The 25,173-nt window shown below is 69.1% G+C and carries 21 protein-coding genes and 1 pseudogene; 6 read left to right on the top strand and 16 right to left on the bottom strand.

What is annotated here, in order from left to right; translation table 11 throughout:
* Positions 1-35: 35 nt before the first annotated feature.
* Positions 36-482: a hypothetical protein gene (locus ACGF7Y_RS11765; protein WP_040870742.1), complete on the top strand. Its 447-nt coding sequence runs from the start codon at positions 36-38 to the stop codon at positions 480-482.
* On the opposite strand, the gene ACGF7Y_RS11760 is transcribed toward ACGF7Y_RS11765, so the two are convergent.
* The 7 genes from ACGF7Y_RS11760 to clpB all read right to left on the bottom strand — a co-directional run bounded on the left by ACGF7Y_RS11760 (position 466) and on the right by clpB (position 8,359).
* On the bottom strand, positions 466-1,173 hold the full coding sequence (locus tag ACGF7Y_RS11760) for a lysoplasmalogenase family protein (protein ID WP_393232343.1): 708 nt from the start codon (positions 1,171-1,173) through the stop codon (positions 466-468). The genes ACGF7Y_RS11765 and ACGF7Y_RS11760 overlap by 17 nt on opposite strands.
* A gap of 2 nt (positions 1,174-1,175) precedes the next feature.
* Positions 1,176-2,234, bottom strand: coding sequence for a beta-ketoacyl-ACP synthase 3 (locus tag ACGF7Y_RS11755; protein WP_393232340.1), 1,059 nt, complete (start codon positions 2,232-2,234; stop codon positions 1,176-1,178).
* Positions 2,235-2,284: 50 nt separating this feature from the next.
* A complete protein-coding gene (gene pyrE, locus ACGF7Y_RS11750; RefSeq protein WP_040870748.1) occupies positions 2,285-2,833 on the bottom strand; it encodes an orotate phosphoribosyltransferase in 549 nt (182 codons plus the stop codon).
* Position 2,834: 1 nt separating this feature from the next.
* The gene (locus ACGF7Y_RS11745; protein ID WP_393232337.1) at positions 2,835-3,644 is read right to left on the bottom strand and encodes an SDR family NAD(P)-dependent oxidoreductase; all 810 of its coding nucleotides are present in this window, start codon (positions 3,642-3,644) and stop codon (positions 2,835-2,837) included.
* 16 nt (positions 3,645-3,660) lie between these two features.
* Positions 3,661-4,629 carry a hypothetical protein gene (locus ACGF7Y_RS11740; protein WP_393232334.1) on the bottom strand — a complete coding sequence of 323 codons (969 nt, stop codon included), beginning with the start codon at positions 4,627-4,629 and terminating at the stop codon, positions 3,661-3,663.
* Positions 4,630-4,760: 131 nt separating this feature from the next.
* The gene (locus tag ACGF7Y_RS11735; protein ID WP_393232331.1) at positions 4,761-5,570 is read right to left on the bottom strand and encodes a DUF5666 domain-containing protein; all 810 of its coding nucleotides are present in this window, start codon (positions 5,568-5,570) and stop codon (positions 4,761-4,763) included.
* A gap of 233 nt (positions 5,571-5,803) precedes the next feature.
* Entirely contained in the window at positions 5,804-8,359 is a 2,556-nt protein-coding gene (clpB, locus tag ACGF7Y_RS11730) for an ATP-dependent chaperone ClpB (protein WP_393232328.1), read from the bottom strand.
* Positions 8,360-8,697: 338 nt separating this feature from the next.
* On the opposite strand from clpB, the gene ACGF7Y_RS11725 reads away from it, so the two are divergent.
* From ACGF7Y_RS11725 to ACGF7Y_RS11710, 4 genes are all read left to right on the top strand, one after another.
* Positions 8,698-9,633 (top strand): NADP-dependent oxidoreductase, encoded by a 936-nt coding sequence (locus ACGF7Y_RS11725; RefSeq protein ID WP_393232325.1) that lies wholly within the window; start codon positions 8,698-8,700, stop codon positions 9,631-9,633.
* 63 nt (positions 9,634-9,696) lie between these two features.
* Positions 9,697-10,569 carry an LLM class flavin-dependent oxidoreductase gene (locus tag ACGF7Y_RS11720; protein ID WP_393232322.1) on the top strand — a complete coding sequence of 291 codons (873 nt, stop codon included), beginning with the start codon at positions 9,697-9,699 and terminating at the stop codon, positions 10,567-10,569.
* 298 nt (positions 10,570-10,867) lie between these two features.
* Positions 10,868-12,025, top strand: coding sequence for an FAD-binding oxidoreductase (locus tag ACGF7Y_RS11715; protein ID WP_393232319.1), 1,158 nt, complete (start codon positions 10,868-10,870; stop codon positions 12,023-12,025).
* A 29-nt stretch (positions 12,026-12,054) separates the two neighbouring features.
* Positions 12,055-12,816 (top strand): FAD-binding oxidoreductase, encoded by a 762-nt coding sequence (locus ACGF7Y_RS11710; protein WP_040870758.1) that lies wholly within the window; start codon positions 12,055-12,057, stop codon positions 12,814-12,816.
* A 223-nt stretch (positions 12,817-13,039) separates the two neighbouring features.
* On the opposite strand, the gene ACGF7Y_RS11705 is transcribed toward ACGF7Y_RS11710, so the two are convergent.
* The 5 genes from ACGF7Y_RS11705 to dnaK all read right to left on the bottom strand — a co-directional run bounded on the left by ACGF7Y_RS11705 (position 13,040) and on the right by dnaK (position 18,853).
* Entirely contained in the window at positions 13,040-14,209 is a 1,170-nt protein-coding gene (locus ACGF7Y_RS11705) for a globin domain-containing protein (RefSeq protein ID WP_393232316.1), read from the bottom strand.
* A gap of 533 nt (positions 14,210-14,742) precedes the next feature.
* Positions 14,743-15,159, bottom strand: a complete 417-nt coding sequence (locus ACGF7Y_RS11700) for a heat shock protein transcriptional repressor HspR (RefSeq protein ID WP_040870761.1) — start codon at positions 15,157-15,159, stop codon at positions 14,743-14,745.
* Positions 15,159-16,322 (bottom strand): molecular chaperone DnaJ, encoded by a 1,164-nt coding sequence (dnaJ, locus tag ACGF7Y_RS11695; protein WP_393232312.1) that lies wholly within the window; start codon positions 16,320-16,322, stop codon positions 15,159-15,161. The genes ACGF7Y_RS11700 and dnaJ overlap by 1 nt, the downstream gene beginning before the upstream one ends.
* 21 nt (positions 16,323-16,343) lie before the next feature.
* The gene (grpE, locus tag ACGF7Y_RS11690; RefSeq protein WP_393232311.1) at positions 16,344-17,006 is read right to left on the bottom strand and encodes a nucleotide exchange factor GrpE; all 663 of its coding nucleotides are present in this window, start codon (positions 17,004-17,006) and stop codon (positions 16,344-16,346) included.
* A complete protein-coding gene (gene dnaK / locus ACGF7Y_RS11685) occupies positions 17,003-18,853 on the bottom strand; it encodes a molecular chaperone DnaK (protein ID WP_040870766.1) in 1,851 nt (616 codons plus the stop codon). Before dnaK ends, grpE begins: the two co-directional genes overlap by 4 nt.
* Before the next feature lie 423 nt (positions 18,854-19,276).
* Here dnaK and ACGF7Y_RS11680 point away from each other — a divergent pair, with 423 nt between their 5' ends.
* Entirely contained in the window at positions 19,277-20,440 is a 1,164-nt protein-coding gene (locus ACGF7Y_RS11680; RefSeq protein WP_393232309.1) for a zinc-binding dehydrogenase, read from the top strand.
* 10 nt (positions 20,441-20,450) lie between these two features.
* On the opposite strand, the gene ACGF7Y_RS11675 is transcribed toward ACGF7Y_RS11680, so the two are convergent.
* The 4 genes and pseudogenes from ACGF7Y_RS11675 to ACGF7Y_RS11660 all read right to left on the bottom strand — a co-directional run.
* Positions 20,451-21,095, bottom strand: coding sequence for a hypothetical protein (locus ACGF7Y_RS11675; RefSeq protein WP_062977595.1), 645 nt, complete (start codon positions 21,093-21,095; stop codon positions 20,451-20,453).
* Positions 21,096-21,217: 122 nt separating this feature from the next.
* Entirely contained in the window at positions 21,218-22,771 is a 1,554-nt protein-coding gene (locus ACGF7Y_RS11670; protein ID WP_393232306.1) for a dynamin family protein, read from the bottom strand.
* A complete protein-coding gene (locus ACGF7Y_RS11665; protein WP_393232303.1) occupies positions 22,768-24,630 on the bottom strand; it encodes a dynamin family protein in 1,863 nt (620 codons plus the stop codon). Before ACGF7Y_RS11665 ends, ACGF7Y_RS11670 begins: the two co-directional genes overlap by 4 nt.
* Positions 24,631-24,667: 37 nt before the next feature.
* Positions 24,668-25,173: pseudogene (locus tag ACGF7Y_RS11660) on the bottom strand (hypothetical protein); the annotation flags it as partial.

Raw genomic sequence — 25,173 nt, 5'->3', positions numbered from 1 at the left:
ATCCTGGAGGTCTGGCACTCGGGGTGGAGGCTGGTATGGATCACGAGCGGATTTTGCGCACGGTGCTCGGGGTGACCGCCGGGTATCTGATCCTGCTGGCGCTGTGGCTGGGATGGGTGGTGCATCGAACGCCGCCGGGGACCGTGCCCTATCAGATCGTGGCGCTGGTCGGGCTGTTCGGCTCGTGTGTCGGGATCGGGATGATGCTGGCCGCGCGGCCTTCCAAGGCGGATCGCCAGTTGTGGCGGCACGGCTTGGAAGGCTGGGCGACCGTGGAGGGCGTGCATCCCTTGGAACGCACCGATCATCACACCGAACTCACCGAGCTGGATCTCGAACTGACCGTGCCGGGCTCGGAAAGTTACCGGGGCACTGTCGTTTTCGACGCCACCCCGGCGGACAAACCGCGGCTCGCGGTCGGCGAGATCCTGTCCATCCGCGTCGACCCGGCGAACCGTGATCGCATCATTCTGCTGCTGTGATCACCGGTGCGACGTGCGCTTTCGGATCGGCGAGCAGATACTGCGCGGCCGTATAGGTCGCCAGAATCACGCCTTCGGTCACCCGGCGGGCTCGCTGACCGCGCGCGAACAATCGCCGCAGCACGATGAGCCCATCGGAGACGGTGAACAGCAGTGCCCCGAGGCCGAGTCGACTGCGCGGATCGGCGCCGGGAACATTGACGCCCGCAACGTTTTTCGCGGCGGGCGCGAGCGCCGGGTCGGATGCCAGCACGGCCGCGGCGCCCAGGGTGACGCCGTAGGCCGTCAGTGGTGTGGCCACCGAGGGCGCCTTCTTCCGCAGCAATTTGGCGGCGCCCAGCCACGCGGCCACCCGCGGCACGGCCACGCCGGCGGCGGGCCTTCCGCCCATCCGCCACCACAGGGTGGCGTATCCGGCCTGCATCACCGCGAACGACGACGCGCCCGCGATCAGCTTGCGGTCGTCATCCGGATCGATGAGCAGGATGTCGCCGATGGTCGCCGCCCCCAGCGACCCGATCAGCATGGTGCGCTCGGTGGACGGCAGCTCTCTGCCCTCGGTCACCACATCGGCCGCGAGCAGCGGCATCAACAGCGGCTTCGCGATCCACTGCGCCTTCTCGCGCCCGGTGACGGCGCCGTAGACGGTGACCGCCGCCGCGACGAGATACCCGGCTCGGAACGGGCGCACGACTAGAAGCTCGGTTCGGCCGGGGCGGGCGGCAACGTGACGACCTGGCCCGCGTAGCTCAGACCGGCGCCGAAACCGAGCAGCAACGCCGTCTGCCCGCCCTTCGCCTTGCCGGTGACCAGCATCTCCTCGATCGCGAGCGGAATGGACGCGGCCGAGGTATTGCCGGTGTTCTCGATGTCGTTGGCCATCGGGATCTCGTCGGCCAGTCCGAGGTTCTTCTTCATCAGCTCGTTGATCCGGGCGTTGGCCTGATGCGGGACGAAGACCTCGATGTCCTCCTTGGCCACGCCGGAGATCTCGAGCGCGGTGGACAGCGCGCGCGGCAGGGTGACCGCCGCCCAGCGGAAGACCCGCGGCCCCTCCATCCGCAGCGACATCCGGCCGACCGGATCGACGGCCGGGTCCATACCCTGCATGGCCTGGGCGCGGTGCATGTACTCCAGGAAGTCGATGTCCTGCATGATCGCGGCCGCGTTCTCGCCGTCGCTGCCCCAGACCGTGGGCGAGATGCCGTTCTCGTCGCTCGGACCGACCACCACCGCGCCCGCGCCGTCCCCGAAGATCATCGCGGTGCCGCGGTCGGTGGGATCGAGCCCGACGGTCATCGTCTCGGCGCCGATGAGCAGCACGTACTCGGCGGAGCCGGACCGGATCATGTCGGCGGCCACACCGAGGCCGTAGCCGAAGCCGCCGCAGCCGGAGGTCAGGTCGAAGGCGGCGACACCGTTCATCCCGATGTCGTAGGCCACCTGCGGCGCGCCGTGCGGAGTCAGGGTCAGCCAGCTGGAGGTGGCCAGGATCACGGCGCCGATCTTCGACCGATCGACGCCACTGTTGACGATCGCGCGCTCGCCCGCCGCCGCGGCGATCGACCGGAGCGTCTCCTCGCCGCTGATCCAGCGCCGGTTGCGGACACCGGTGCGCTCGTAGATCCACTCGTCGGTGGAGTCCAGGACCTCGCAGACTTCGGCATTGCTGACCAGGCGCTTGGGTCGGTAAGCGCCGATTCCGAGCATCGCAACGTTTTCGCGACTGTTGTTGACTGCAATGCTCACCACTGGGGACTCACACGACCCTTCACCTTCGAAGACTTAGACCATCGTCCAGGCTATCCCAGGGCGAGATCCTTGAGGCCGAGGATCGACCGGTACTCCAGTCCTTCCGCGGCGATCACCTGGTCAGCGCCGGTTTCCCGGTCGACGACGGTGGCGACTCCGACCACGGTAGCGCCCGCCGCGCGCAGCGCCCGCACCGCGGTCAGCGGCGAATTGCCGGTCGTGGTGGTGTCCTCGACGACCAGCACCCGCTTGCCCACGATGTCCGGGCCTTCGATCTGCCGCTGCATGCCGTGCGACTTCGCCGCCTTGCGCACCACGAACGCATCGATCGGGCGACCGGGCGCGTGCATCACGGCCAGCGCCACCGGGTCCGCCCCCATGGTGAGGCCGCCGACGGCGTCGAAATCCCAGTCCGCGACGAGTTCTCGTAGCAGCTTGCCGATCAGCGGGCCCGCGCCGTGGTGCAGGGTCGCGCGGCGCAGGTCGACGTAGTAGTCGGCCTCCTTGCCGGAGGACAAGGTCACCCGGCCGTGCACCACGGCGAGTTCGCGTACCAGCGCGGCCAACCTGTCCCTGTCGTTGGTAATCACGTCGATCATCTCAAGTCCTTCCGCGTGCGTTGAACAGCCCGCGATTGAGCCGGGCCCCCAGGGTTCGCGGGATCGCTCCGGCGAGGGTGGTGAGCGCTTTGTACTGCATTCCGGGCACGCTGAGCACCCGGCCCTTCTCCAGATCACGCAGTGAGCCGGCGACTACCTGCTCGACGCTCAGCCACAACGCTTCGGGCAGCGAGGACATCTCGATGCCTGCTCGCTGATGGAATTCCGTGCGGACGAATCCCGGGCACAGGGCTTGGACCCGGACTCCGGTCCCGGCCAATCCCCCTGCCAACCCTTCCGTGAAGGATACGACGTAGGCCTTCGACGCCGAATACGTCGACCCTCGTCCGGGGATCAGGCCCGCCACGCTGGCCACGTTGACGACGCAACCGTTCGCCGTCGCGATCATCGACGGCAGCGCGGCCCTGGTGAGCAGCACCACGGCGGTGACGTTGACGTCGAGTTGCGCCTGCAACTGCTCGGGCGGCAGCGTCCAGAACTCGCCGGAGTGCGCGAAACCGGCATTGTTGACCAGGAATTCGACGCCCTCGGTCAGCCGCGCCGCGACCTGTTCGCGGTCCTCGGCCCTGGCCAGATCGACGACGAGGATCTGCGAGCGGGTGCCGAAGCGGTGCTCCACCTCGGTCGCGAGGGCCGTGAGACGCCGCTCGTCCCGGGCGGCCAGCACCAGGTCGTAACCGAGCGAGGCCAGGCGGGTCGCGTAACCGCGGCCGATACCCGAGGTCGGTCCGGTGATCAAGGCCACCGGGCGGGTGGTGCCGGGCAGCCTGGGGTGTGGATGCTCGGTCATGCGGGCGCGTGGCCGGTCACTTCGGCACAGGTCCCTGGTAGGGCCGGAATCCGGGATGGAACGGTCCGCCGGGCGGGTCGGCGGGCCGCTGCCGCGACTCGGGATCGGCCCGGCCCTCGGCGTCGCGCTCCTCGCGCGGCCGCGCCTTCTCGTCCTCGCGCCCGCGGGCGCGGGTATTCGGCACGACGGCGAGCGAGGGGCGGCGCGCCGGTTCCTGCCCCGGCTCGTCCGCGGGCTCGTCGGCGTAGGAGTCGTCGTCGGACAGCTCGTCGTCGTCGGCCTCGGCGCGCGGCCGGTCGTCGGCGTCGTTCTCGCGCCGGCGTTCACGGGGGCGCGGACGGCCCGGATCGTGTCCGCCGCCGTCGAAGCGCGGCTCGCTGACCGGCGGCAGTACGTGCAGCAGGCCGGACAGGCGCAGCACCGCGTCGATCGCGCTTTCCCAGTCCTTCGGAGTGGTGCCCACCAGCAGCATGCCCAGCGTCCAGTTGCCCTCGCTCCAGAGCATCTGCACGGTGTCCGGCAGATTCTCGATGAAGGCGACCATGCGCTGATCGACGGCGTGCCTGGCGATTTCGGGGTTGGTGGCGAAGACCACGCGGTCGCCGATCGCGCCGAGCAGCTCCAGATCGTGGTCCTTGGGCGGTGCGGCCGTCTTCAACCGCATGTCCACGTCGATGTCCGAGCCGATCTGGCGGCGTACCGCGACCAGCGTCGCGGAATCCTCCAGATCGAACAGCACGAACTTCTCGCCCTTACGGATGCCGGAGACCACGTCGACCGCGGAGAGATAGCCCAATTTGGCCAGCGCGCCGCGGCGCCACGTGGATGGCAGCGCGGGTTCCACGGACACGTAGGTATAGCCCTGCGACTTCGCCCAGACCTGTCGCGCGTGACCGGTCCGCTGCCGCTGGAGCCGATCGAAATACAGCAGCACGATCGCGCCCACGAGCGCGATCGCCGCCAACCCGAACCACATTGCCGTCATCGACGCCTAGCCTAATAGTCCCGGCCGGACATGGTCCGTCATTACCCCCGCGCCGGGCCGAGCGAAAGAGGAGCGGACGCCGATCCGCGGGTGAACGCGCGGCGCCGCGCACCGGAGGCGGCCGGGGCGGTTCATCGTCCGCCGCCGGGCAGCGAGGTACCGATGATGATCTTGGCCTGGATCGATCCGTCCGGGCCCTTGTCGCCCTGGATCATGACGAGCTCACCGGGGGCCAGATCGGACACCGCGGTGCCCGACAACGCGATCACCTGGGTGCTCGCGTCCGTGCGCACCGTGATGGTGTTGCCCATCACCGAACTGACCGTCAGGGTGCCCCCGTCGTTGGCGGTGATGGTGCCCACCGTCGCGCCGAGTCCGTCGACGTCGCCGAGGCCGGGCACGCTGGGCAGCCCGCTCGGCGGGGTCGGCTGCGCGGTCCTGGTTCCCGGCGCCGGCTTCGTCGTGACGCGCGCCGTCGTGGCCGCCGCCGTGTCGGCCGAACCGGAATCGCTGCTGCCCAGCAGCACGCCCGCGACCACCCCGATGGCTCCGATCAGCAACACCACGCCGAGGCCGAGGGCGATCCACAGGCCGGTGTTGCGCCGCGGCGGCTGCGGCGGCCCCGGCGGCGGTCCGCCACCGGGCGGCATCGCGGCACCGGGCGGCCCCGCCGTGCCCGGCCACCGATCGCCGCCGCTGTCCGGATAGGCGGCCCACTGGGCGTCGTAGGCGGGGAACTCGCGCGTCGCGTTGGTGCCCGGCGGCCCCCACGCTCCGTAATGCTCCGTCGGGGGATATTCCGACGGCGCGGCGGTGCCGTACGCATCGAGGTACTCCGTGGTGTGCGCGGGGTCCCCGTATCCGGACTTGCCCGGCGGACCCAGGTGTTCGGTCGGCGCATCCTCCGGCCGCTGTCCCCAGGGATCGTTCGGGTTGGTCATGCGTTCCAGCGTAGGCTTTGTTCGCGCACTCGCGCCCGCACCCGCTGAACCGGTGTGCCCTCCGGAAGACCCACGCCAAAGCCCGATCCCTTGCCCGCGAGGCGGCCGTCGATCTACTCCGGCCGGTGTCGCCACCCTGCCGAGTCGATGAAACATGCTGTGCGCGAATCGAGTTGCGTAGTGGTCATCGAACGGGCCTCGCCCCGAGCGCTGTCCGGAGCGAGGCCGCTCGCTCACCGTCCGACGATCAGGCCGTCCCCGTCGGGGCTGACGCTCACCTTGACGCTGTCACCGTCGGTGACCTCGCCCGCGAGCAGTTCCTTGGCCAGGGAGTCACCGATGGCCTGCTGGATCAGTCTGCGCAGCGGACGCGCGCCGTAGGCGGGGTCGTAGCCGCGCACGGCGAGCCAGAACCGGGCCGAATCGCTGACCTCCAGCTTCAGCCTGCGCTGCGCCAGCCGTTTCTGCAGCTGCTCGAGCTGGATGTCGACGATGTGCTCGAGCTGCTCCTCGTCGAGGGCGTGGAACATCACCACGTCGTCGAGGCGGTTGAGGAACTCCGGCTTGAAGGCCGAACGCACCGCGTTCATGACGAACTCGCGATCACCGCCCGCACCCAGGTTCGAGGTCAGGATGAGGATGGTGTTGCGGAAGTCCACCGTGCGGCCCTGGCCGTCGGTGAGCCTGCCCTCGTCGAGCACCTGGAGCAGGATGTCGAACACGTCCGGATGCGCCTTCTCGATCTCGTCGAACAGCACCACCGTGTAGGGCCTGCGCCGCACCGCCTCGGTGAGCTGACCGCCCTGGTCGTAACCGACGTAGCCGGGCGGGGCGCCGACCAGCCGGGCCACCGAGTGCTTCTCGCTGTACTCGCTCATGTCGATGCGGACCATGGCGCGCTCGTCGTCGAACAGGAAGTCCGCCAACGACTTCGCCAGCTCGGTCTTACCGACGCCGGTCGGGCCGATGAACATGAACGAGCCGGTCGGGCGGTTCGGATCGGCGACACCCGCGCGGGCCCGGCGCACCGCGTCGGACACCGCCTGCACCGCCTCGGTCTGACCGACCACGCGGCGGCCCAGCTCCTCCTCCATGCGCAGCAGTTTCTGCGTCTCCCCTTCCAGCATCCGGCCCACCGGGATGCCGGTCCACGAGGACACCACCTCGGCGATGTCGTCCGGGCCGACCTCCTCCTTGAGCATGACCTCGCCGTCTCCCGCTGTGGCGGAGGTCTTCTCGGCTTCGTCGAGCTGCTTCTCCAACGCCGGGATGCGGCCGTAACGCAGTTCGGCCGCCTTGCCCAGGTCGCCGTCGCGCTCGGCGCGCTCGGATTCGCCGCGCAGCGCTTCGAGTTGCTCCTTGAGCGTGCGCACCTGGTCGATCGCGTTCTTCTCGTTCTGCCAGCGGGTGGTCAGCTGGTTGAGCTTCTCCCGGTCGTCGGCGAGTTCGGCGCGCAGTTTCTCCAGCCGCTGCTTGGATGCCTCGTCGGTCTCCTTGGCGAGGGCGACCTCTTCGATCTCCAGCCTGCGCACCGCGCGCTCCACCTCATCGATCTCCACCGGACGGGAGTCGATCTCCATGCGCAACCGCGAGGCCGACTCGTCGACCAGGTCGATCGCCTTGTCCGGCAGGAACCGGGAGGTGATGTAGCGATCCGACAGCGTGGCGGCGGCGACCAGCGCGGAGTCGGTGATGCGCACGCCGTGGTGCACTTCGTAGCGATCCTTGATGCCGCGCAGGATGCCGATGGTGTCCTCCACCGACGGCTCCCCGACCAGCACCTGCTGGAAGCGCCGCTCCAGGGCCGCGTCCTTCTCGATGTGCTTGCGGTATTCGTCCAGCGTTGTCGCGCCGACCAAGCGCAACTCGCCGCGAGCCAGCATCGGCTTGATCATGTTGCCCGCGTCCATCGCCGATTCGCCGGTCGCGCCCGCGCCGACGATGGTGTGCAGCTCATCGATGAACGTGATGATCTGGCCCGCGCTGTTCTTGATGTCCTCCAGCACGGCCTTGAGCCGCTCCTCGAATTCGCCGCGGTACTTCGCGCCCGCGACCATCGCGCCGAGGTCGAGCGCCACCACGGACTTGCCGCGCAGCGACTCCGGGACATCGCCCGCCACGATCCGCTGGGCCAGGCCCTCGACGATCGCCGTCTTGCCGACGCCCGGCTCGCCGATCAGCACCGGGTTGTTCTTGGTGCGCCTGCTCAAGACCTGCACCACCCGGCGGATCTCGGTGTCCCGCCCGATCACCGGGTCGAGTTTGCCGGAGCGGGCGGCTTCGGTGAGATCGGTGGAGTATTTCTCCAGCGCTTGGTAGCTGCCTTCCGGATCTGGACTGGTCACCCGGGCGCTGCCGCGGACCGCGGTGAACGCCGAGCGCAGCGCGTCGGCCGTGGCGCCGTACTTGGTGAGCAGCATGGTCACGTCGGAGTCGCCCGCGGCGAGACCGACCATCACGTGCTCGGTGGAGACGTACTCGTCACCGAGTTCGGTGGCCAGCCGCTGCGCCGCGGTGATCGCGGCGAGTGCCTCCCGGCCCAGCGGCGGTGTGGTGGTGGCGCCGGTCGCCCGCGGCAGCCGGTCCACCAGGTCCTGTGCCTCGCGTCGAACGGTCGCCGGGTCGGTTCCGACGGCCTTCAGCAAGGGCGCGGCGATGCCGTCGGTCTGGTCCAGCAACGCCACCAGCAAGTGCGCCGGACGGATCTCCGGATTGCCCGCGGCGGAGGCCGCCTGCAGGGCGGCGGTGAGCGCCGCCTGGGTCTTGGTGGTGGGATTGAACGAGTCCACGAGTCACCTTCCTACTAGTCGATTCGCACGACGCCGAGCACGATCCGGTGCGACCGAAGCCCTCGCTTCGGCTCGCCCGCTCGTCTACCGGCTCGCCGCCGTTCCTTACCGTCCAACGTCGGAAAGGTTGAGTCTGTTCCGCTCAAGTTTGAATTTTTCGGCGCGCCCGCCCGTCACCGGGGATCGGATCGAACGCTACGCCCCGACACCGGCGAAAGCGACGCCTCGCCGACACCGCCGATGCGGTGATTCCGCACGTCGGCGGGGTTCGGATGCCTACGATGACCTCGGCCGTCACTTGTTGCATCACTCTTCACCCCGAATCAAGGAGCGAATGGATGCGCGCGATCGTGGTACGGAAGTTCGGAGCGACGCCGGAACTGGCCGAGATGCCGATGCCCGAACCCGGACCCGGAGCCGTGCGGGTCCAACTCCAGGCCGCCGGGGTGAACCCCTTCGACCGAAAAGTGGCCTCCGGGATCCTGGACGGCAGACTGCCCCACGACTTCCCGATGATCCTCGGGGTGGACGGGGCGGGCACCGTCGCCACGATCGGCGCGGGCGTCAGCCGCTTCGCCGTCGGGGACCGGGTGGTCGGCAAGTTCCTCACACCGCCGGTGGGCCACGGCAGCTTCGCCGAGTACGCGGTGCTCCCGGAGGGCGGCACGCTGGTGCCGATCCCGCCCGGCGTGCCGACCGTCGCGGCCGCCGCGCTGCCGACCGCCGGAGTCACCGCGCAGGATCTCGTGGACGCCACGCACATCAAGCCCGGACAGACCGTGCTGATCGTGGGCGCGACCGGCGGCGTCGGCTCCTTCCTGGTGCAACTGGCCAATATCGCGGGCGCGCACGTCATCGCGACGGCGCGCGGCGGTTCCGCCGATCAGATGACCCGGCTGGGCGCGGCCGAGACGGTGGACTACTCCGCGGCCCCGGTGCGCGACCAGGTCGCCGCCGCGCATCCGGACGGCATCGACGTGCTGTTCGACCTGGTGAGCCCGCCCGAGGCGCTCGCAGAACTGACCACGCTGGTCCGCGACGGCGGCACGGTCTACTCCACCACCTTCGCCGCCGACGAGGCCGCGTTGCGCGCGCGGTCGATCAACGGCGGCAATATCGAATCCCAGGGCAAAGCGCCGGAGCTGGCCAGGCTGATCCAGCGCGTCGCCGCGGGTGACGTGGTCGTGCCGATCGACGCCACCGTCCCGCTCGCGGAGGGACCCGCGGTCATCGGAGCGCCCGGCGCACGCGGCAAGACCGTGCTGGCCATCTGAGCCGTACCGGCCCGCTGGACCGGCCTTTCGCGAGACCCCCGGAGGTGTGCGCTGATCACCCGAGTGCCCCAATTCGGCCTGTTCCTGATCCCGGACGCCGAGGACTTCCGCAGGCTCGCCGAGCTGAGTGTGTACGCCGACGTATCCGGGCTCGACCTGATCGGCATCCAGGACCACCCCTACCAGCGCCGTTTCCTGGACACCTGGACCCTGATCACCGCTCTGGTCGCGCGGACCGAGCGGATCACCTTCTTCCCGGACGTGGCGAACCTGCCGCTGCGCCACCCCGCGCTGCTCGCGAAATCGGTGGCCTCGCTCGACATCATCAGCGACGGCCGGATCCAGCTCGGCCTCGGCGCGGGCGCGTTCTGGGACGCTGTGGCCGGGATGGGCGGACCGCGCAGAACCGGTGGCGAAGCGGTGCGCGCCCTCGGCGAGGCGATCGCGGTCATCCGCGCCCTGTGGAGCGACGCGCGATCGGTCCGGGTGCCCGGATCCTTCTACTCCCTCGCGGGCGCGCATCCCGGTCCCCGTCCGCGGCACGATCCCGGCATCTGGGTCGGCGCGCGGGGCCCGCGCATGCTCGAGCTCACCGGACGCGCCGCCGACGGCTGGGTGCCGTCGGCCGCGTGGGCGCCGCCGGAATTCCTCGCCGACGCGGGCAGGCGGATCGATGACGCCGCCGCCGCGGCGGACCGGGACCCACTGGCGGTGCGGCGGGTGTTGAACGTGTCCGGGACCATCACCGCGGACGGAACCGACCGCGGCTTCCTGGAGGGTCCTGCCGCGCGATGGGTCGACGATCTCCTGGTTCTGCACCGTGACCAGCGGATCGACGGATTCGTCTTCTGGCCAACCGAGGGGGAACCGGTCGAGCAGATCCGTCGTTATACCGAGCAGGTCGTGCCCGCGGTTCGGGCCGGCGCCGGGTCGTGACCGGCGTCTGCTCGGCGGGGACGGGCCGCGAAGCCGCGGCGCCGTCCGTCCGTGGCTCCGGTTACCGAAGGGTCAGCAACATCTACCGTTTGCCCACCGATTACCGTTTGGCCGGGTCTTACGGCACCGACGGTCGCGGCCGGAGGTAGTTCGTCTCCAGCCCGTGCCCGGCCGGAGCGGAGGCGAAGGTATGCCTATACCCACACGACCACGGCATTTTCGGGGATACTTGTCGGCGGGAGACCGCCGGTAACGGGTATGTCCCCGGGCAGAACTGAGGGAAAGGAAGCTCCACGTCGTGGATGCGCGTTCGGCTGCGCTGGTCCGCGCCAATTTTCGTTCGGTGATCGAGTCACCGAATGGACCCGAGCGGTTGGTCAGTGCGTTCTACGGACATTTGTTCGCCGAGAATCCCCGGCTGCGCGAATTGTTCCCGCCCGCCATGGAGATGCAGGCCAAGCGCATCGCCACGGCCATCCAGTACGTGCTCGATCACCTGGAGGACTGGGACCGAGCACAGAAATTCCTGGAGCAACTCGCCCGCGACCATCGCAAGTACGGCGTCGAGGCCGCGCACTACGACGTGGCGGGCCGCGCGCTGCTCGCGGCGTTCCGTGCCTACAACGGCGCGGCCTGGAACCGGAGCCTGGAAGAGGGCTGGCGCGACATCACCATCCTGATCTCCGCGTCCATGGCCATCGGCGCCAACTCCGACAAGTCGCAGCCGGTGTGGGAGGCGACCGTGGTCGGCCATCGCCGCGTGCTGGAGGACCTGGCCATCGTGCGGCTGCAATCCGACGGGCCGGTGCCCTACCAGGCCGGACAGTACGTGCCGGTCACGATCCCGCAGCGGCCCAAGATGTGGCGCTATTTCTCCCCGGCTATCCCGTCCAACCCGTACGGCGAGATCGAGTTCCACGTGCGCAAGATCCGCGGCGGCTGGGTGAGCCCCGCGATCGTCAACGAGACCAGGGTCGGCGACCGCTGGCGGATCGCGGGCCCGCTCGGCGGATTGCACGTCGACCGGGACAGCGGCCGCGACGTGCTCATGATCGGCGCGGGCACCGGCATCGCGCCGCTGCGCGCCCAGCTGATCGAGATGGGCCAGCGCGGCATCAATCCGCGCGTGCACTTCTTCATCGGGGGCCGCTATCCCTGCGATCTGTACGACGTGGAGAACATGTGGCAGCTCTCGCAGAGCAACCCGTGGCTGACCATCGTGCCGGTGTGTGAGCAGAAGAGCAATCCGTGGTGGTATCCGCATCCGCCGCAGGACGCACCGTACGGCATGCACCGGCGCCTGATCGGTAATCTAGGCGCCGTCGTCGCGAGCTTCGGCGCGTGGGCGGACCGCCAGATCCAGATCGCCGGATCGGCCCGGATGATCGCGGATACCCAGCGCGCGCTCATCGCGGTCGGCACGCCGGAGCAGAACATCAGCTGCGACCCTGTGTAACGAAGGAGGCCCCGTTGGGGGATCCGAGCATGCTCGGTAACGGTCATGAAGCGCCGGAGTGGACCTCGACCGTGGTCGGCCATCATCGGCTCCGGCACGATCTCGCGGTGATCCGCCTGATCGGCGAGTTCGTGCCGTTCGCCGCCGGGCAATCGGTCGAGGTGCGAGTTCCGCAGCACCCCGGCGTGCGCCGCAGGTTCTCCCCCGCGCTGCCGCCCTCCCTGGACGGCAAGCTGGAGTTCCACGTGCGCACGGTGCCGGGCGGCTGGTGCAGCGCCGCCATCGTCGCCGACACGCAGCCGGGCGACGAGTGGCGAATCGGCGCTCCGGCAGGCGGGTTCTGGGTCGACCCGGACGGCGACGAGGTGGTCATGATCGCAGGCGGCACGGGATTGGCGCCGATGCGCGCCCAGATCCTGGAACTGGCCCGCAAGCCTTCCCCGCCGCCGACCTACCTCTTCGTCGGCGGGCGCTCCCCCCGCGACCTGTACGCCTCGGACATGCTCTTCCTGCTGGCCGCCGAATTGCCCTGGCTCACCGTCATCCCCGTGGTGGAAAGCCTGGAGGACCCGCACTGGGTCGACGAGTGGTACGAGCAGTCCCGTGTCGACATCGGCTTCTCACCCGACGACCTGCTCTACGGCACGCTCGCCGAAGTTCTCGGCTCCCACGGCGCCTTCCGCGAGCACCAAGTGCTGGTCTGCGGCTCCCCCGCCATGGTCCAGACCACGGTCGACCGCCTCCTGGAAACCGGAACACCCCCGGAGCGCATCCAATTCGAGGGGCTCTGACTCTGACCTTTACCGCCCTCTGACGCAACCACACCAGCTCAACCCCGGGTTTCGAGCGAAGCGAGACCGAGCATGCGCCGTTCGCGGCCCGGCTCGCGTCCGAGTGGCCGCCGCGTCCGCGACGAAGGAGCAAGCGGCGGTCGCTCGGACGCGAGCCATGAAGGGGCCGCGAACGCCCAGCGCCGCAGGCGCTGGAAAATCAATTCAGTGCTGGAAAACCAATTCAGTACAGCGGGTCGTGGCGGATGTTTTTCGCCAGGGTTCCCGCTGCCATGAGGCGGAACTTGGTGGTCTGCACCATCGACGGTGAACCGACGATCTGAACATCGCGGTCGGACCAGGCGCCGAAGCTCGCGACGACCTTGCCGATCTGGCCGGTCACGCGGGGTTCCAGGCCGGGCCATGTGGTGCGCGGCTCGTCGGGTTCCGCGTACCACCACGGGTTTTCGTCGTGTTCGCTCACCGGCGTGACGGTGAGCCAGCGGTTGGCCATCGCCAGCTTGCTCAACGTCTCCAGGTCGTAGAGGTCGCACGGGTGGTGCCCGCCGACGAACAGATGCACCTTCGGATTGGTCCGCCGCATCGCCATCGACATCAGCTGGGCGCGCAGCGGCGCGATTCCGGTGCCGCAGCCGACCATCAGCATCTTGCGTTTGGCGTTGCGCGGAACGCCGAGGCCGCCGAGCGGTGAGCCCAGCAGCCACTGGTCGCCGACGACAGTCTGGCCGACGATGGCCGAGCTGACCCAGCCGCCCAGCACACTGCGGACGTGGAACTCGATCTCGCCGTTGGTGTTCGCGGGCACGGCGGGCGAGAGATAGCGCCACATGCGCGGCCGCGAGGGGATCTGCACGCTCAGGTACTGACCCGCGGCGTAGCGCATCGGCTGGTCCAGTTGCAGCCGGACGACGACGAGGTTGCGCAGCACCTCGCGGCGCTCGATCACCGTGCCGGTCCACGCCGACGGCGTGGTCTCCTTCTCCGCCGCGCCGATCATGGTGTCGGCGATGATCTTCAGGCCCTCGTCCCAGGCCCGGTCGACCTCGTCGGTCCACATCTCGGTCCCCGCGAACACCTTGACGGCGGTCTTCAGCGCGGTGGACACGGCGGCGTAGTGCGCGGGCTGCACGCCGTATTTGCGGTGATCCCTACCGAGTTGGGCCAGGAAGGGCAGTAGCTTGTCGGGCTCTTCCAACCGGTCCAGCGCGTAGGAGATCGCCTTGACCAGGCGATCGCGCTGGGAGTCCATCGCGGCGGGAAAGAAATCGCGGACGTGCGGGTAGTCGGTGAACAAGATCGCGTAGAACGATCTCGCCAGTTTCTCCGGCCCCCCATCCTCCGCAGCAACCGCCTTGAAAGTTGTTCTGATCAAAGCGACAGCGCGTGAATCCATTGATGTCACAACCCCATTTCGCACTCGTTCACGAACCTTGCCGGCGAGTGAGGTGCTGCGGGGCCACTCGACAGCAGCCGACGGAAAGGAGTGTAGGCGAGGTTTGCCAGCAACGGAATCTTTCGAAGGAACATCACGCGTGTAATTTCGTCGAAACGAGGATATTCAGCGAGACACGCCACAGAAACCGACTGCAAGACCGTAGATCTGACGAGAAATCAGTCATATGCACACTGAAAAGGTAAGTGGCACTTGGTCGATTTCGTCCCGATTGGTCTGTTCTAGCGACATCGGGGCAACATGAAGACCATCGGACGGGGACCGAACCGGGCAAACGCCACCGTTTCCGTAAACATATCTATGGTAGGAACCCACAGTTGATTCGACATCGAAATGAACTCCGCCGCACGACTTCCGTCGAACATGTTCTGGTTTACCCTCAGCAAATTATCGGCGGCAGCGGCGGTGAAACGACGACGGCCCCGGACTCGGATCGCGATGTGCGATCGAGGCCGGGGCCGTCGTCGTGCCGGTTATCGTCTGCGCTGACCGTCCTCGCGACGGTGCCGTGGCTGCCAGACGACCAGCGCGGTACTGCGTTGCGGGGCGAGGTCGGGACGGTATCCGGCCCGGGTTCGCTCCAGCTCGGCCGACAGTTCCGCGACCTGCTGCCGCAGCTCCTCCACCTGATTGGTCAGCTCGATGATGCGCTTGATGCCCGCGAGGTTGACGCCCTCGTCCTGGGACAACCGCTGCACCTCGCGCAGCAGCTCCACGTCCCGGGCCGAGTAGCGCCGACCGCCGCCCGAAGTACGTTGCGGCGTGACCAGTCCCAGACGGTCATACGTGCGCAGTGTCTGCGCGTGCATGCCGGCCAGCTGGGCCGCCACCGAGATCATGAAGAACTCGGCCCGCGACCCGCCGGACGCGTTCTTCGGTTCCGAGGACATCACGCACCTGCCCATCCCGCACGTGGATCGAAGCCACCGGCCCGCTCCGCCTCCTGGTAGCGCTCGAGCGCCTCGACGGCCTCGCGGTCCAGCTTCTGCGGGACCGCGACCTTCACCGTCACCAGCAGGTCACCCGCGCCACCGCCGCGCTTGGGCACACCGCGGCCGCGTACCCGCAGGGTGCGGCCGTCGGCGGTACCCGGAGGCACCTTGACACCGACCCGGCCGTCCAGGGTGGGCACCGAAACCGTGGTGCCGAGCACCAATTCACTGTAACTGACCGGAAGCACCAGGGTCAGGTCGTCGCCGTTGCGGCCGAAGACCTTGTCCTGGCTGACGTGGACGGTGACATAGAGGTCGCCCGAGGGCGCCCCGCGCAGTCCCGCCTCGCCTTGACCGGCCAGCCGGATCCGTTGCCCGTCACCGACTCCAGGAGGAATCCGCACCGTGATCGTGCGCGTGCGGTTCTGGATGCCGCTGCCGTGGCAGTCGACGCACGGATCGTCGATGATCGATCCGCTGCCCCGGCACTCGTCGCACGGCTCGCTGAAGCCGAACGCGCCCTGGTTGCGGCTGACGACGCCGGTCCCGTTGCAGATCGGGCAGACCCGCGGGCTGGTGCCCGGTTTCGCGCCGCTGCCGTGACACGTGGTGCACGGCGACGGGCTGGTCATCCGCAGTGGAACCGTGACACCCTGGGCCGCCTCCCGGAAACCGAGCGTCGTCTCGGTCTCCACGTCGGAGCCGCGCCGGGGGCGACTCGATGACGTCCGCGTGCCGCCGCCTCGGTTGAACAGACCGCCGAGCAGATCACCGAGGCCACCGTCGCCGGCGCCGCCGCCGCCGAAGATGTCCCCGATGTTGAACTCCTGCGAGAAGCCGCCCCCCGCAGCGGATCCGAACCCACCGCGACCGTAGCCGCCACCCGCGAAGAGCTTACGAGTGTCGTCGTACTCCTTGCGCTTGGCCGGATCCGACAGCACCGCGTGCGCCTCGCTGACGGCCTTGAACCGCTCCTCGGCTTTGTTGTCACCGGGGTTGGCGTCCGGATGCAAGTCACGCGCGAGCTTGCGATAGGCCTTCTTGATCTCGTCCTGCGAGGCGCTGGAGGAAACACCCAGCTCCTTGTAGAAGTCCTTTTCGATCCACTCCCGTTGGCTCACCGAGCATCTCCTCCTCTCGCATCATTGATCGTTCGCGCCGGCATCATCATCCGATGCCTCTTCGGTCGGCTGTTCGGTGTTTTCCGCCAGATCGGCCACGCCGTCGGTTACCCCGACGAGCGCGTGCCGAAGCACCCTATCGCCGAAGCGATAGCCTTTGCGCATCACAATGCCGATCACCGGATCGTGGCCGGAGCCCTCGTGCTGCACGGCCTCGTGCAGGGTCGGATCGAAGGGCTCACCCTCCGAACCGAACTCCTCGAGACCCTGCTTGTGCAGCGCGGTCGACAGCTTGTCGGCCACCGACTTCAGCGGACCGGAATCGAGGTCGCCGTGCGCCCGCGCGCGATCGAGATCGTCGAGCACGCCGAGCAGTTCGGTCACCACCGACGCCTTGGCGGAATCGATCGTGGCCTTGCGGTCGCGCTCGACCCGACGCCGATAGTTGGCGTACTCCGCGGTCAGCCGCTGCAGGTCGGCGGTGCGCTCGGCGAGCTCACCGCTGATGGCGTCGGCCAGCGCGTCGCCGCCGTTGCCGTTCTCCGCACCGTTGCCCGCCTCCGGGGCCTGCGCGGCCGCGGCGCCGTTGTCCGCGGCCGGCTGCCTGATCTCACCGGTCTCCGGATCGATCTTCCGGTTGTCGACGAAGGTGATCGGCTCCTTCTCAGAGTTGCCCTCGGTCACTTCTTCTCCGTGTCGACCGGCTCGTCCACGACCTCGGCATCCACGACCTGGTCATCGTCCTGCGCGCTGCTCGACGCGCCGTTGCCCTGCGCCGCGGCGTCCGCGGCGGAGGCCTCGTAGATGGCCTGGCCGAGGGCCTGCGACTCGGTCGCCAGCTTCTCGACGGCCGCCTTGACCGCCGCGATGTCGGTGCCCTTGAGGGCCTCGTTCGCCTCGGCGATGGCCGCCTCGACCTTGGACTTGACGTCCGCGGGGACCTTGTCCTCGTTCTCCTTGATGAACTTCTCGGTCTGGTGCACCAGCGACTCGGCCTGGTTGCGGGTCTCGGCCTCCTCGCGGCGGGCCTTGTCCTCGGCAGCGTGCGCCTCGGCGTCCTTCACCATCCGGTCGATCTCCTCCTTGGACAAGCCGGAGCCGTCCTGGATCTTGATCGTGTTCTCCTTGCCGGTGCCCTTGTCCTTCGCGGTGACGTGCACGATGCCGTTGGCATCGATGTCGAAGGTGACCTCGATCTGCGGCACGCCGCGCGGGGCGGGCGGGATGCCGGTCAACTCGAAGGAGCCGAGCAGCTTGTTGTGCGAGGCGATCTCGCGCTCACCCTGGAACACCTGGATCTGCACCGACGGCTGGTTGTCGTCGGCGGTGGTGAAGGTCTCCGAGCGCTTGGTGGGGATGGTGGTGTTGCGCTCGATGAGCTTCGTCATCACGCCGCCCTTGGTCTCGATGCCCAGCGACAGCGGGGTCACATCGAGCAGCAGGACGTCCTTGACCTCACCCTTGAGCACACCGGCCTGCAGGGCGGCGCCGACGGCGACGACCTCGTCCGGGTTCACGCCCTTGTTGGGCTCCTTGCCGCCGGTCAGTTCCTTGACCAGATCGGAGACGGCGGGCATACGGGTGGAGCCGCCGACGAGCACCACGTGGTCGATGTCGGACACCTTGATGCCCGCGTCCTTGATCACGGACTGGAACGGCGCGCGGGTGCGGTCGAGCAGGTCCGAGGTGATCTTCTGGAACTCGGCGCGGGTCAGCTGCTCGTCGAGGAACAGCGGGTTCTTGTCCGCGTCGACGGTGATGTAGGGCAGGTTGATCGAGGTGCTCTGCGAGGAGCTCAGTTCGATCTTGGCCTTCTCGGCGGCCTCACGCAGCCGCTGCATGGCCATCTTGTCCTTGGTCAGGTCGATGCCCGAGCTGGCCTTGAACTTGTCGACCAGCCACTGCACGACCCGCTCGTCCCAGTCGTCACCACCGAGGTGGTTGTCGCCGGAGGTGGCGCGGACCTCGACGACGCCCTCGCCGATTTCCAGCAGCGAGACGTCGAAGGTGCCGCCACCGAGGTCGAAGACCAGGATGGTCTGTTCCTTGTCGCCCTTGTCCAGGCCGTAGGCCAGCGCCGCCGCGGTGGGCTCGTTGACGATGCGCAGGACGTTCAGGCCTGCGATCTGGCCCGCTTCCTTCGTGGCCTGCCGCTGGGCGTCCTCGAAGTAGGCGGGCACGGTGATGACCGCGTCGGTGATCTCCTCACCGAGGTAGGACTCCGCGTCGCGCTTCAGCTTCATCAGCGTGCGCGCGCTGATCTCCTGCGGCGTGTACTTCTTGCCATCGATCTCGACGGTCCAGTCGGTGCCGATGTGCCGCTTGACGGAGCGAATGGTGCGGTCGACGTTGGTGACGGCCTGGTTCTTGGCCGGCTGGCCGACCAGCACCTCGCCGTTCTTCGCGAACGCGACGATCGACGGGGTGGTGCGCGATCCTTCCGAGTTGGCGACGACGACCGGTTCGCCGCCTTCGAGAACGGCGACGACCGAGTTCGTGGTCCCGAGGTCGATTCCGACCGCACGAGCCATTGTGGTTCCTCCTAGTTGACGTACCAATGTGTGTCGGTGCCGGGCGAAAACCGCCCTGCGACGTCCGATGAAGGACGCCGCGAGACCTCGCCCCTAGCACCTCACGGAGCACGGCCCCAGCAACACTGAGCGTGGTCGGCTCAATCCTGCCTCGCTGGAGTTCCGGAGTCAACCGAAACTTGAGCCATACACACTCAATCTTGTCGAAAAGCTCAACGGGTGGCTCGGGGAATTAATTCCCGGACGACCCCCGTAGTGCGTGACCTGCGGCACAGCAGGGTCATCGAGGCATTCGCTGTCTTCGGCCCGCGAGGCCCCACCACCGCCGTGCACCGAGCACAGTCACGGCGGGCGCCCGCGCGCAGTAGGGTGACGGCGGGTGGCCGGGTCGGCCGCCGTGCGCTGTCGATTCGAGGAGCCGCCATGAGGGCCGCCGTCGTCACCGCCGCCGAGTTCGAGGTCGCGGAACTGCCCACGCCCCGGCCGGGCGCCGGTCAACTGCTGATCGACGTGTCGCGCTGCGGCATCTGCGGCTCGGACCTGCATGCCCGCACCCACGCCGACGAACTGTCCGACTTGGCCGTGGCCACGGGATACGAGCACTTCATGCGTTCGGATCAGAGCGTGGTGCTCGGGCACGAATTCAGCGGGACGGTTGTCGATTACGGCCCGGACTGCCGCAGGAGATGGCGGACGGGGACACCGGTGGTTGCGCTGCCGATCGTCCGGCACGGCGAGCAGCCCCACCTGGTAGGGCTGTCGACCGCGGCGCCGGGCGGCTACGCCGAGCAGGTGGTGATCCAGGAATCGATGACCATGCCCGTGCCCAACGGCTTGTCCGCGGAACACGCCGCGCTGACCGAACCCATGGCGGTGGCCTGGCACGCGGTACGCAGAGGCCGCGTCGGGAAGGGGCAGACGGCCTTCGTCATCGGCTGCGGGCCGATCGGACTCGCGGTGATCAGCATGCTGAAAGCCGCGGGTGTGCGCACCGTGGTAGCCAGCGACTTCTCGCCACGCCGGCGAGAACTCGCTACCGCCTGCGGCGCCGATGTGGTGGTGGACCCGGCGACGGAATCGCCCTGGACGGCCGCTCCGAAGAAGGGCCGGATCAACGACGTCACCGACATACTCGCTCTCGGCTTCGACGCCATGGACCGCTTGCGGCGGGTCCCCAACCTGCCGTGGTGGTACGTCTTCCGGCTGGCCCACACGTTGAACAAGGGGCCAACCGGGCCGGTGATCTTCGAGTGCGTCGGCGTGCCCGGCATCATCGACCAGATCCTGGCGGCCGCACCGCCGCTGTCACGCGTGGTGGTGGTCGGGGTGTGCATGGAAACCGACCGCTTCCATCCCGCGATGGCCATCAACAAGGAGATCGAGCTGCGGTTCGTGCTCGGCTACGACCCCGGCGAGTTCCGCGACACCTTGCACATGCTCGCCGAGGGCAAGGTCGACCCCGGCCCCCTGATCACCGGGACCGTCGGGCTGGACGGCGTGGCCGATGCTTTCACCGCCCTCGGCAACCCGGAGCGGCACGCGAAGATCCTGATCGATCCGCGCGCTTCCGGCGCCGCCCTGATCTGAGGACGCGCGCTCAGGGCGCGGCGGCGAGAACTTCGTCGGCGATCTTCTCGTCCAGCGTCACCCGCACCAAGGCGGCGGCGAGTTCCGCCGTGTGGTGATCCGGCGCCAGCCGCGCCAGCCGGTCGGGATCCTCCGGCAACTGCACGCGCTTGGCGCCGCGCAAGGCCCGTTCGTCGAAATGCGGCCGGACCCAGGTCCAGATGTCCTGAATCTCGCGCAGGAAGATATGTGCCCCGGTCGGACCGATGCCGTCGAACTCTTGGAGCAGATCCGCGGCTCGCTCGGGGTCGTTGTCCGCTTTCTTCGCCAGTTCTCGCAGGTCACCCTGGTAGCGGTCGAGCAAGCGCGTGGCGTTGTGGTGCAGCCTGGTGGCGGTGCTCTCGTCGTAGCGGCGATAGTTCGCCCGCCCCAGCGCGTCGACCAGTTCCTGCCACTCCGCGTCGGCCACCCGGTGCGGCGTCCGGTAGCCGCTGCTGATCAGCTCTCGCGTGGCCCCGATGGCGATATCGGCGGAAATGCGGGTGCTGAGCAGTTGGGAAAGCATGAGCAACTGGAAGAGCGCGGCCGGTTTGTCATCGAGCGTGATACCCGCTTCCTCGGCATATCCCGTGCCCGCGCGGACGAGCAATTCGTGTACGACGTCCTCTTGGCTCATCGTTACCTCCTCTCGCTACCAAGGCGCATACCCGGACCCACGGCGACTACACCGCCCACGGGCGGCGGAATGAGCCCGTCCTCGCAGGTCACGGCGCTTCGGAGGCGGCGGTCAGCGGCGGCTCATTCCGGCAGCACGCTCAAGGTGCCTTCCGCACTGCGGGCGGCGGTCAGGCAGGCCGTGGCGGTGAACTGGTCGGCCAGGGGGTGGCGCGCCCGGGCGCGCCATTTCCGGACCGCGGCCACCGCTTGTGCGCGCTGGGCGGGGAACGGCGCGTCGGACGGGAGGCCCAGACGCAGGTGGGGTGCGATTCCCGAGCCACCGATGAGGCGATGCAGTTCGGCGAGATCGTCGGCGGGCAGCGCCAATTCGTCGGTGCGCAGGCGGCCGAGCAGACGCAGCTCGGCGAAACCGTGCACGTCCGCGAGCAAGGTGCGCACCCTGGGCAGCAGGCGATCGGCCGGGGTGCCACGGTAGGCGGTCAGCACCCGGGCCAGCGCGGTGAGCGCGGAATGCGCTTTGAGCTGGTCGGCGCGCTGACCGAACTGCACGTCGAGCACCGAGCGCAGTTCGTCCACTCCGCTGCGGCTGGTCAATTCCTCGGCCAGCGTGGCCGAATCGCGCACGCCGAGCCGGATCAGCGTGACCGCCATGCGAATGCCGAACAACCCGAACCGCTCGGCGAGCTGCGCACGCAGTTCCGGAGGCACCGGGAGCGGCATGTCGGCGCGCGCGAAACGATCGGCGGACAGCAACGCGGCGCTCAGTTCGTCGACCGGCACCCGCGCCAGCGTCTCGAACGCCGTGAACTCCTGCTGGCGCAGCGTCGCCGCCGCGAACGCGAGCAGCCCGGCGACCGGGATCACGGCCTGGCACAGCCCCGTCCGTTCCAGCTCCCCGGCGAAACGCGTGGCCACATCCCGTGCCGAGTGCAGCGCGTCGATCCGGCCCGCCCCGATCTCGTCGGCCCGCGACACCACGCCGACGATGCCGAGCGGACCGGGCGCCCCCGGCCCGCCGTTGGCCGCGGCGGTTCCCGCGCCCACGCGCTCGAGGAACTGCACATCCGTCGCGTCCAGCCTGCGCAGCAGGTATACGACCGCGTCGGCGCCCGGGATGGCGATGCCCTGCTCGGTCCGCTCGTCGTCGGCGCCCGGCGTCAGCAGACGCGCGGTGCGCCGCGACACCTCGCGCGACAGCGAGGACGTGCCGGGGGTGTCGATGATCGTGGTCTGCGTGAGCGCCGCGGCGGGCCACTCGACCTCGAGATGGTCGACCTCGCGCGGGGCCGGCGCGTTCCAGTTGAGCCGGTCCAGGTCGAAGGTCAGCCCGTGCGTTCCACTGCCGCGCCGGACCACGACGTGCGCGCGGGCGCCATCGGGGGCGTAGGCCGTCACGCTGGGCGTCGATCCGTACCGGTACCAGGTGACCACCCTGGTGCACTCGGTCGCGTCGGTGGGCGCGATATCCTGTCCGACAAGGGAATTCAGCAAGGTGGATTTGCCCGCCTTGATCGAACCGGCCAGCGCGACGCGCAACGGCTGGTCCAATCGGCGGGCGCAATCGGCCAGCAGGGCACGCGGGCGCGGCTCGCCCGCCAGCGCCGCCTGCGCCGCGCCGACCAGCCGATGGGCCTCGGCGACGATTCCCGGCACCGGGCCACCATCACGTCTCACGGGGCTACCGTACCGGCGGGTCCCATCGGTAGTGCGGTCTGCATGGCATCGGCGTATCGGCGCAGTTCCGCGACTACGCGCAGTTGCTGTTCCAGTTGCGCACCGCGTTCGGCGCGGCTGGTGGCGACCATGGACGCCGCCTCCTGCGCGGCCCGCAGCGACTCGTCGATCGAGCGCAGACTGCGTTCGGCGACGCCGGCGTAGTGGTCGCGCAACGCGCGATGGATGCGGTGCAGCCGGTCCTTCGACTCCTTGCCCGCCTGGAACGCCACGTCGTCCACGAAGCGACGCACCGCCGCCTTCGCCTCGTTGCGCCGCTTGGCCAGCCTGGCCTGCTTGTCGTCCCGGAAAGCCTTGCCGCCCACGATCAATCCCGCGCCGATGGAGATCGGGTTGAGCATGGCCAGTCCGGCGAATGTGCTGGCCAGCCCGACCATGAGCACGCCGCCGTAGGAGCCGCGCATGCCGACGAGCAGCTTGCTGCCGAAACCGATGTCGGGTTCCAGATCGGCGAGCGTGCCGGAGAGGGCGCGGCCGGAGTCGGCTCCGGCGCCGGGGCGCACGTCCGGCAGGTCGACGGCGCCGAGTTCGGAGAAATGTTCGGCGACGCGCTCGGCGAGTCGAACAGCCCGGGAATGGGTCCACAGCAGGTTGTCGCCGAGGGCCGTGTCGACGGTGCCGGTGAGGTGTTCGGCGATGCGGTCCCAGTGCCGGCCCGGGTCGTGCTCGTCGATCCATTCCTCGGTGGTGCGGGCGAGGTTGCGCAGACGGTCGCGCAAATCATGGTCGACGTCCCCGGCCAGGTCGGTGATGCCATCCGCGAGCGTCTGCTGCCATGCGGCGGTCCTGCGGTGCAGTTCCTCGGCCGAGGCACGGGCGGATTGCAGCTCGCGCACCGCCGCCGCGCCCTGCGCCGGATCGCGGATCGCGACCAGCTCGCTGCCCAGCGCCAGCGCGAGATGCTCCGCCGCGGAACGGATATCGCGGGCAACGGCGGCCCGGGTGGCCAGCTGGTCGCGCGCCACGACCTGGTCGCGCAGAAATGTGTAGAGCACGCCGAAGCCGGATTCGACGCCGAGCTGCTGGTCCTGCAATCGCATCGCGTGGCTGCGCAGCAGCGACGACACCGGGATCATCGGCACGTCGAGGCGGGCCCGTGCGAGATGGTGCAGATCGGCCTCGTGCACCTGCCGCCAATGCGGGTACAGGTCGGTCTTGGTGAGCAACAGCGCGACCGTCGGGCACAGCTCCCGCACCTGCCGCAGGAATGCCAGTTCGGGCTCGGTGAGTTCGGTCGACGCGTCCGACAGCACCAGCACCGCGTCCGCGGCGGGCACCATTCCGAGCACACCGGCCGCGTGGGCGTTGCCGTGTCCGCCGACGCCCGGGGTGTCGATCAGCACGATCCCGTCGGCCAGCAGCGCGTTGGGTATCTGGACCTCGAGGCGCACGATCCGACGCCCCTGCGCGAGCGGTGAGCGCTGATCGATCGCGCCGATCTCCGCGATCGGCACCGCCACCCTGGTCTCCGCGCCGCTGGAATCGCCGTGCGCGGCGAGCACCAGCTCCGCGCGCGGCTCAGCGCCGTGCGCGAGCAGCATCGGCACCGTGGTGGTGGCGTCGTCGCCCACCGGGCAGAGGTCCAGGTTCAGCAGCGCGTTGACGAAACGGCTCTTGCCCTGGTCCAGCTGTCCGGCGACGACGATGCGCCTGCGCGGGTCACGAACCCGGTCGGCCGCCACTTCCAGGCGGCCGACCAGATCGTTGCGGCCCGCGGCACGGGCCGCCGCGATGGTTTCACCGAGTACCGAGAGCAGCGGTACCGCCGGTGGAGTGGCGTTCGGCGCGGGCGTCCCCATCGCGGTATGGACCTCTTTCCGTATTACCGGGCAACTGTCAGTGCAGGAATGTATCGCCACCCAGGTCGGCGCCCGCCGAACCACCGAACTCCGTGCTCGCGTGGCTCTCTCCGAACAGGCCCGCGTCGGTGTCGACGCTGCTGTCCAGGCCCGACCCGAAGGCGCTCGACACATCCAGCGAGGACCAGGTGTGCGCGGTCGAGCCGACACTGCCGCCGAGACCCGCGCCGGTGTCCACCGCGCCGTGCGCCGCCCCACTCGCCGAACCCGCCATCCCGGCTCCCGCGTCTGCCGCGCCGCCGACGGCCGACTGCGCGGTACCGCCGAGACCAGCCGTGGCGTCGAGGCCCGAGGACGCGTGCGCGCCTATATCGCTGTCCAGGCTCGAACCGACCTGCGCACCCGCACTCGACGCTCCTTCCAGACCGCTCGACAGGCCTCCGCCCACGTTGCCCGCAGCGCCGAGGCCGGTCGACAAGCCACTCTCCAAGCCCGCACCCGCGTTGCCCGCAGCGCCGAGACCGGTCGACAAGCCACTCTCCA

The organism is Nocardia sp. NPDC047654 (assembly GCF_043205035.1).
Classification (GTDB): domain Bacteria; phylum Actinomycetota; class Actinomycetes; order Mycobacteriales; family Mycobacteriaceae; genus Nocardia.
The sequence above is the reverse complement of the archived record's forward strand: the minus strand, read 5'-3'. Positions and strand labels throughout refer to the sequence as shown.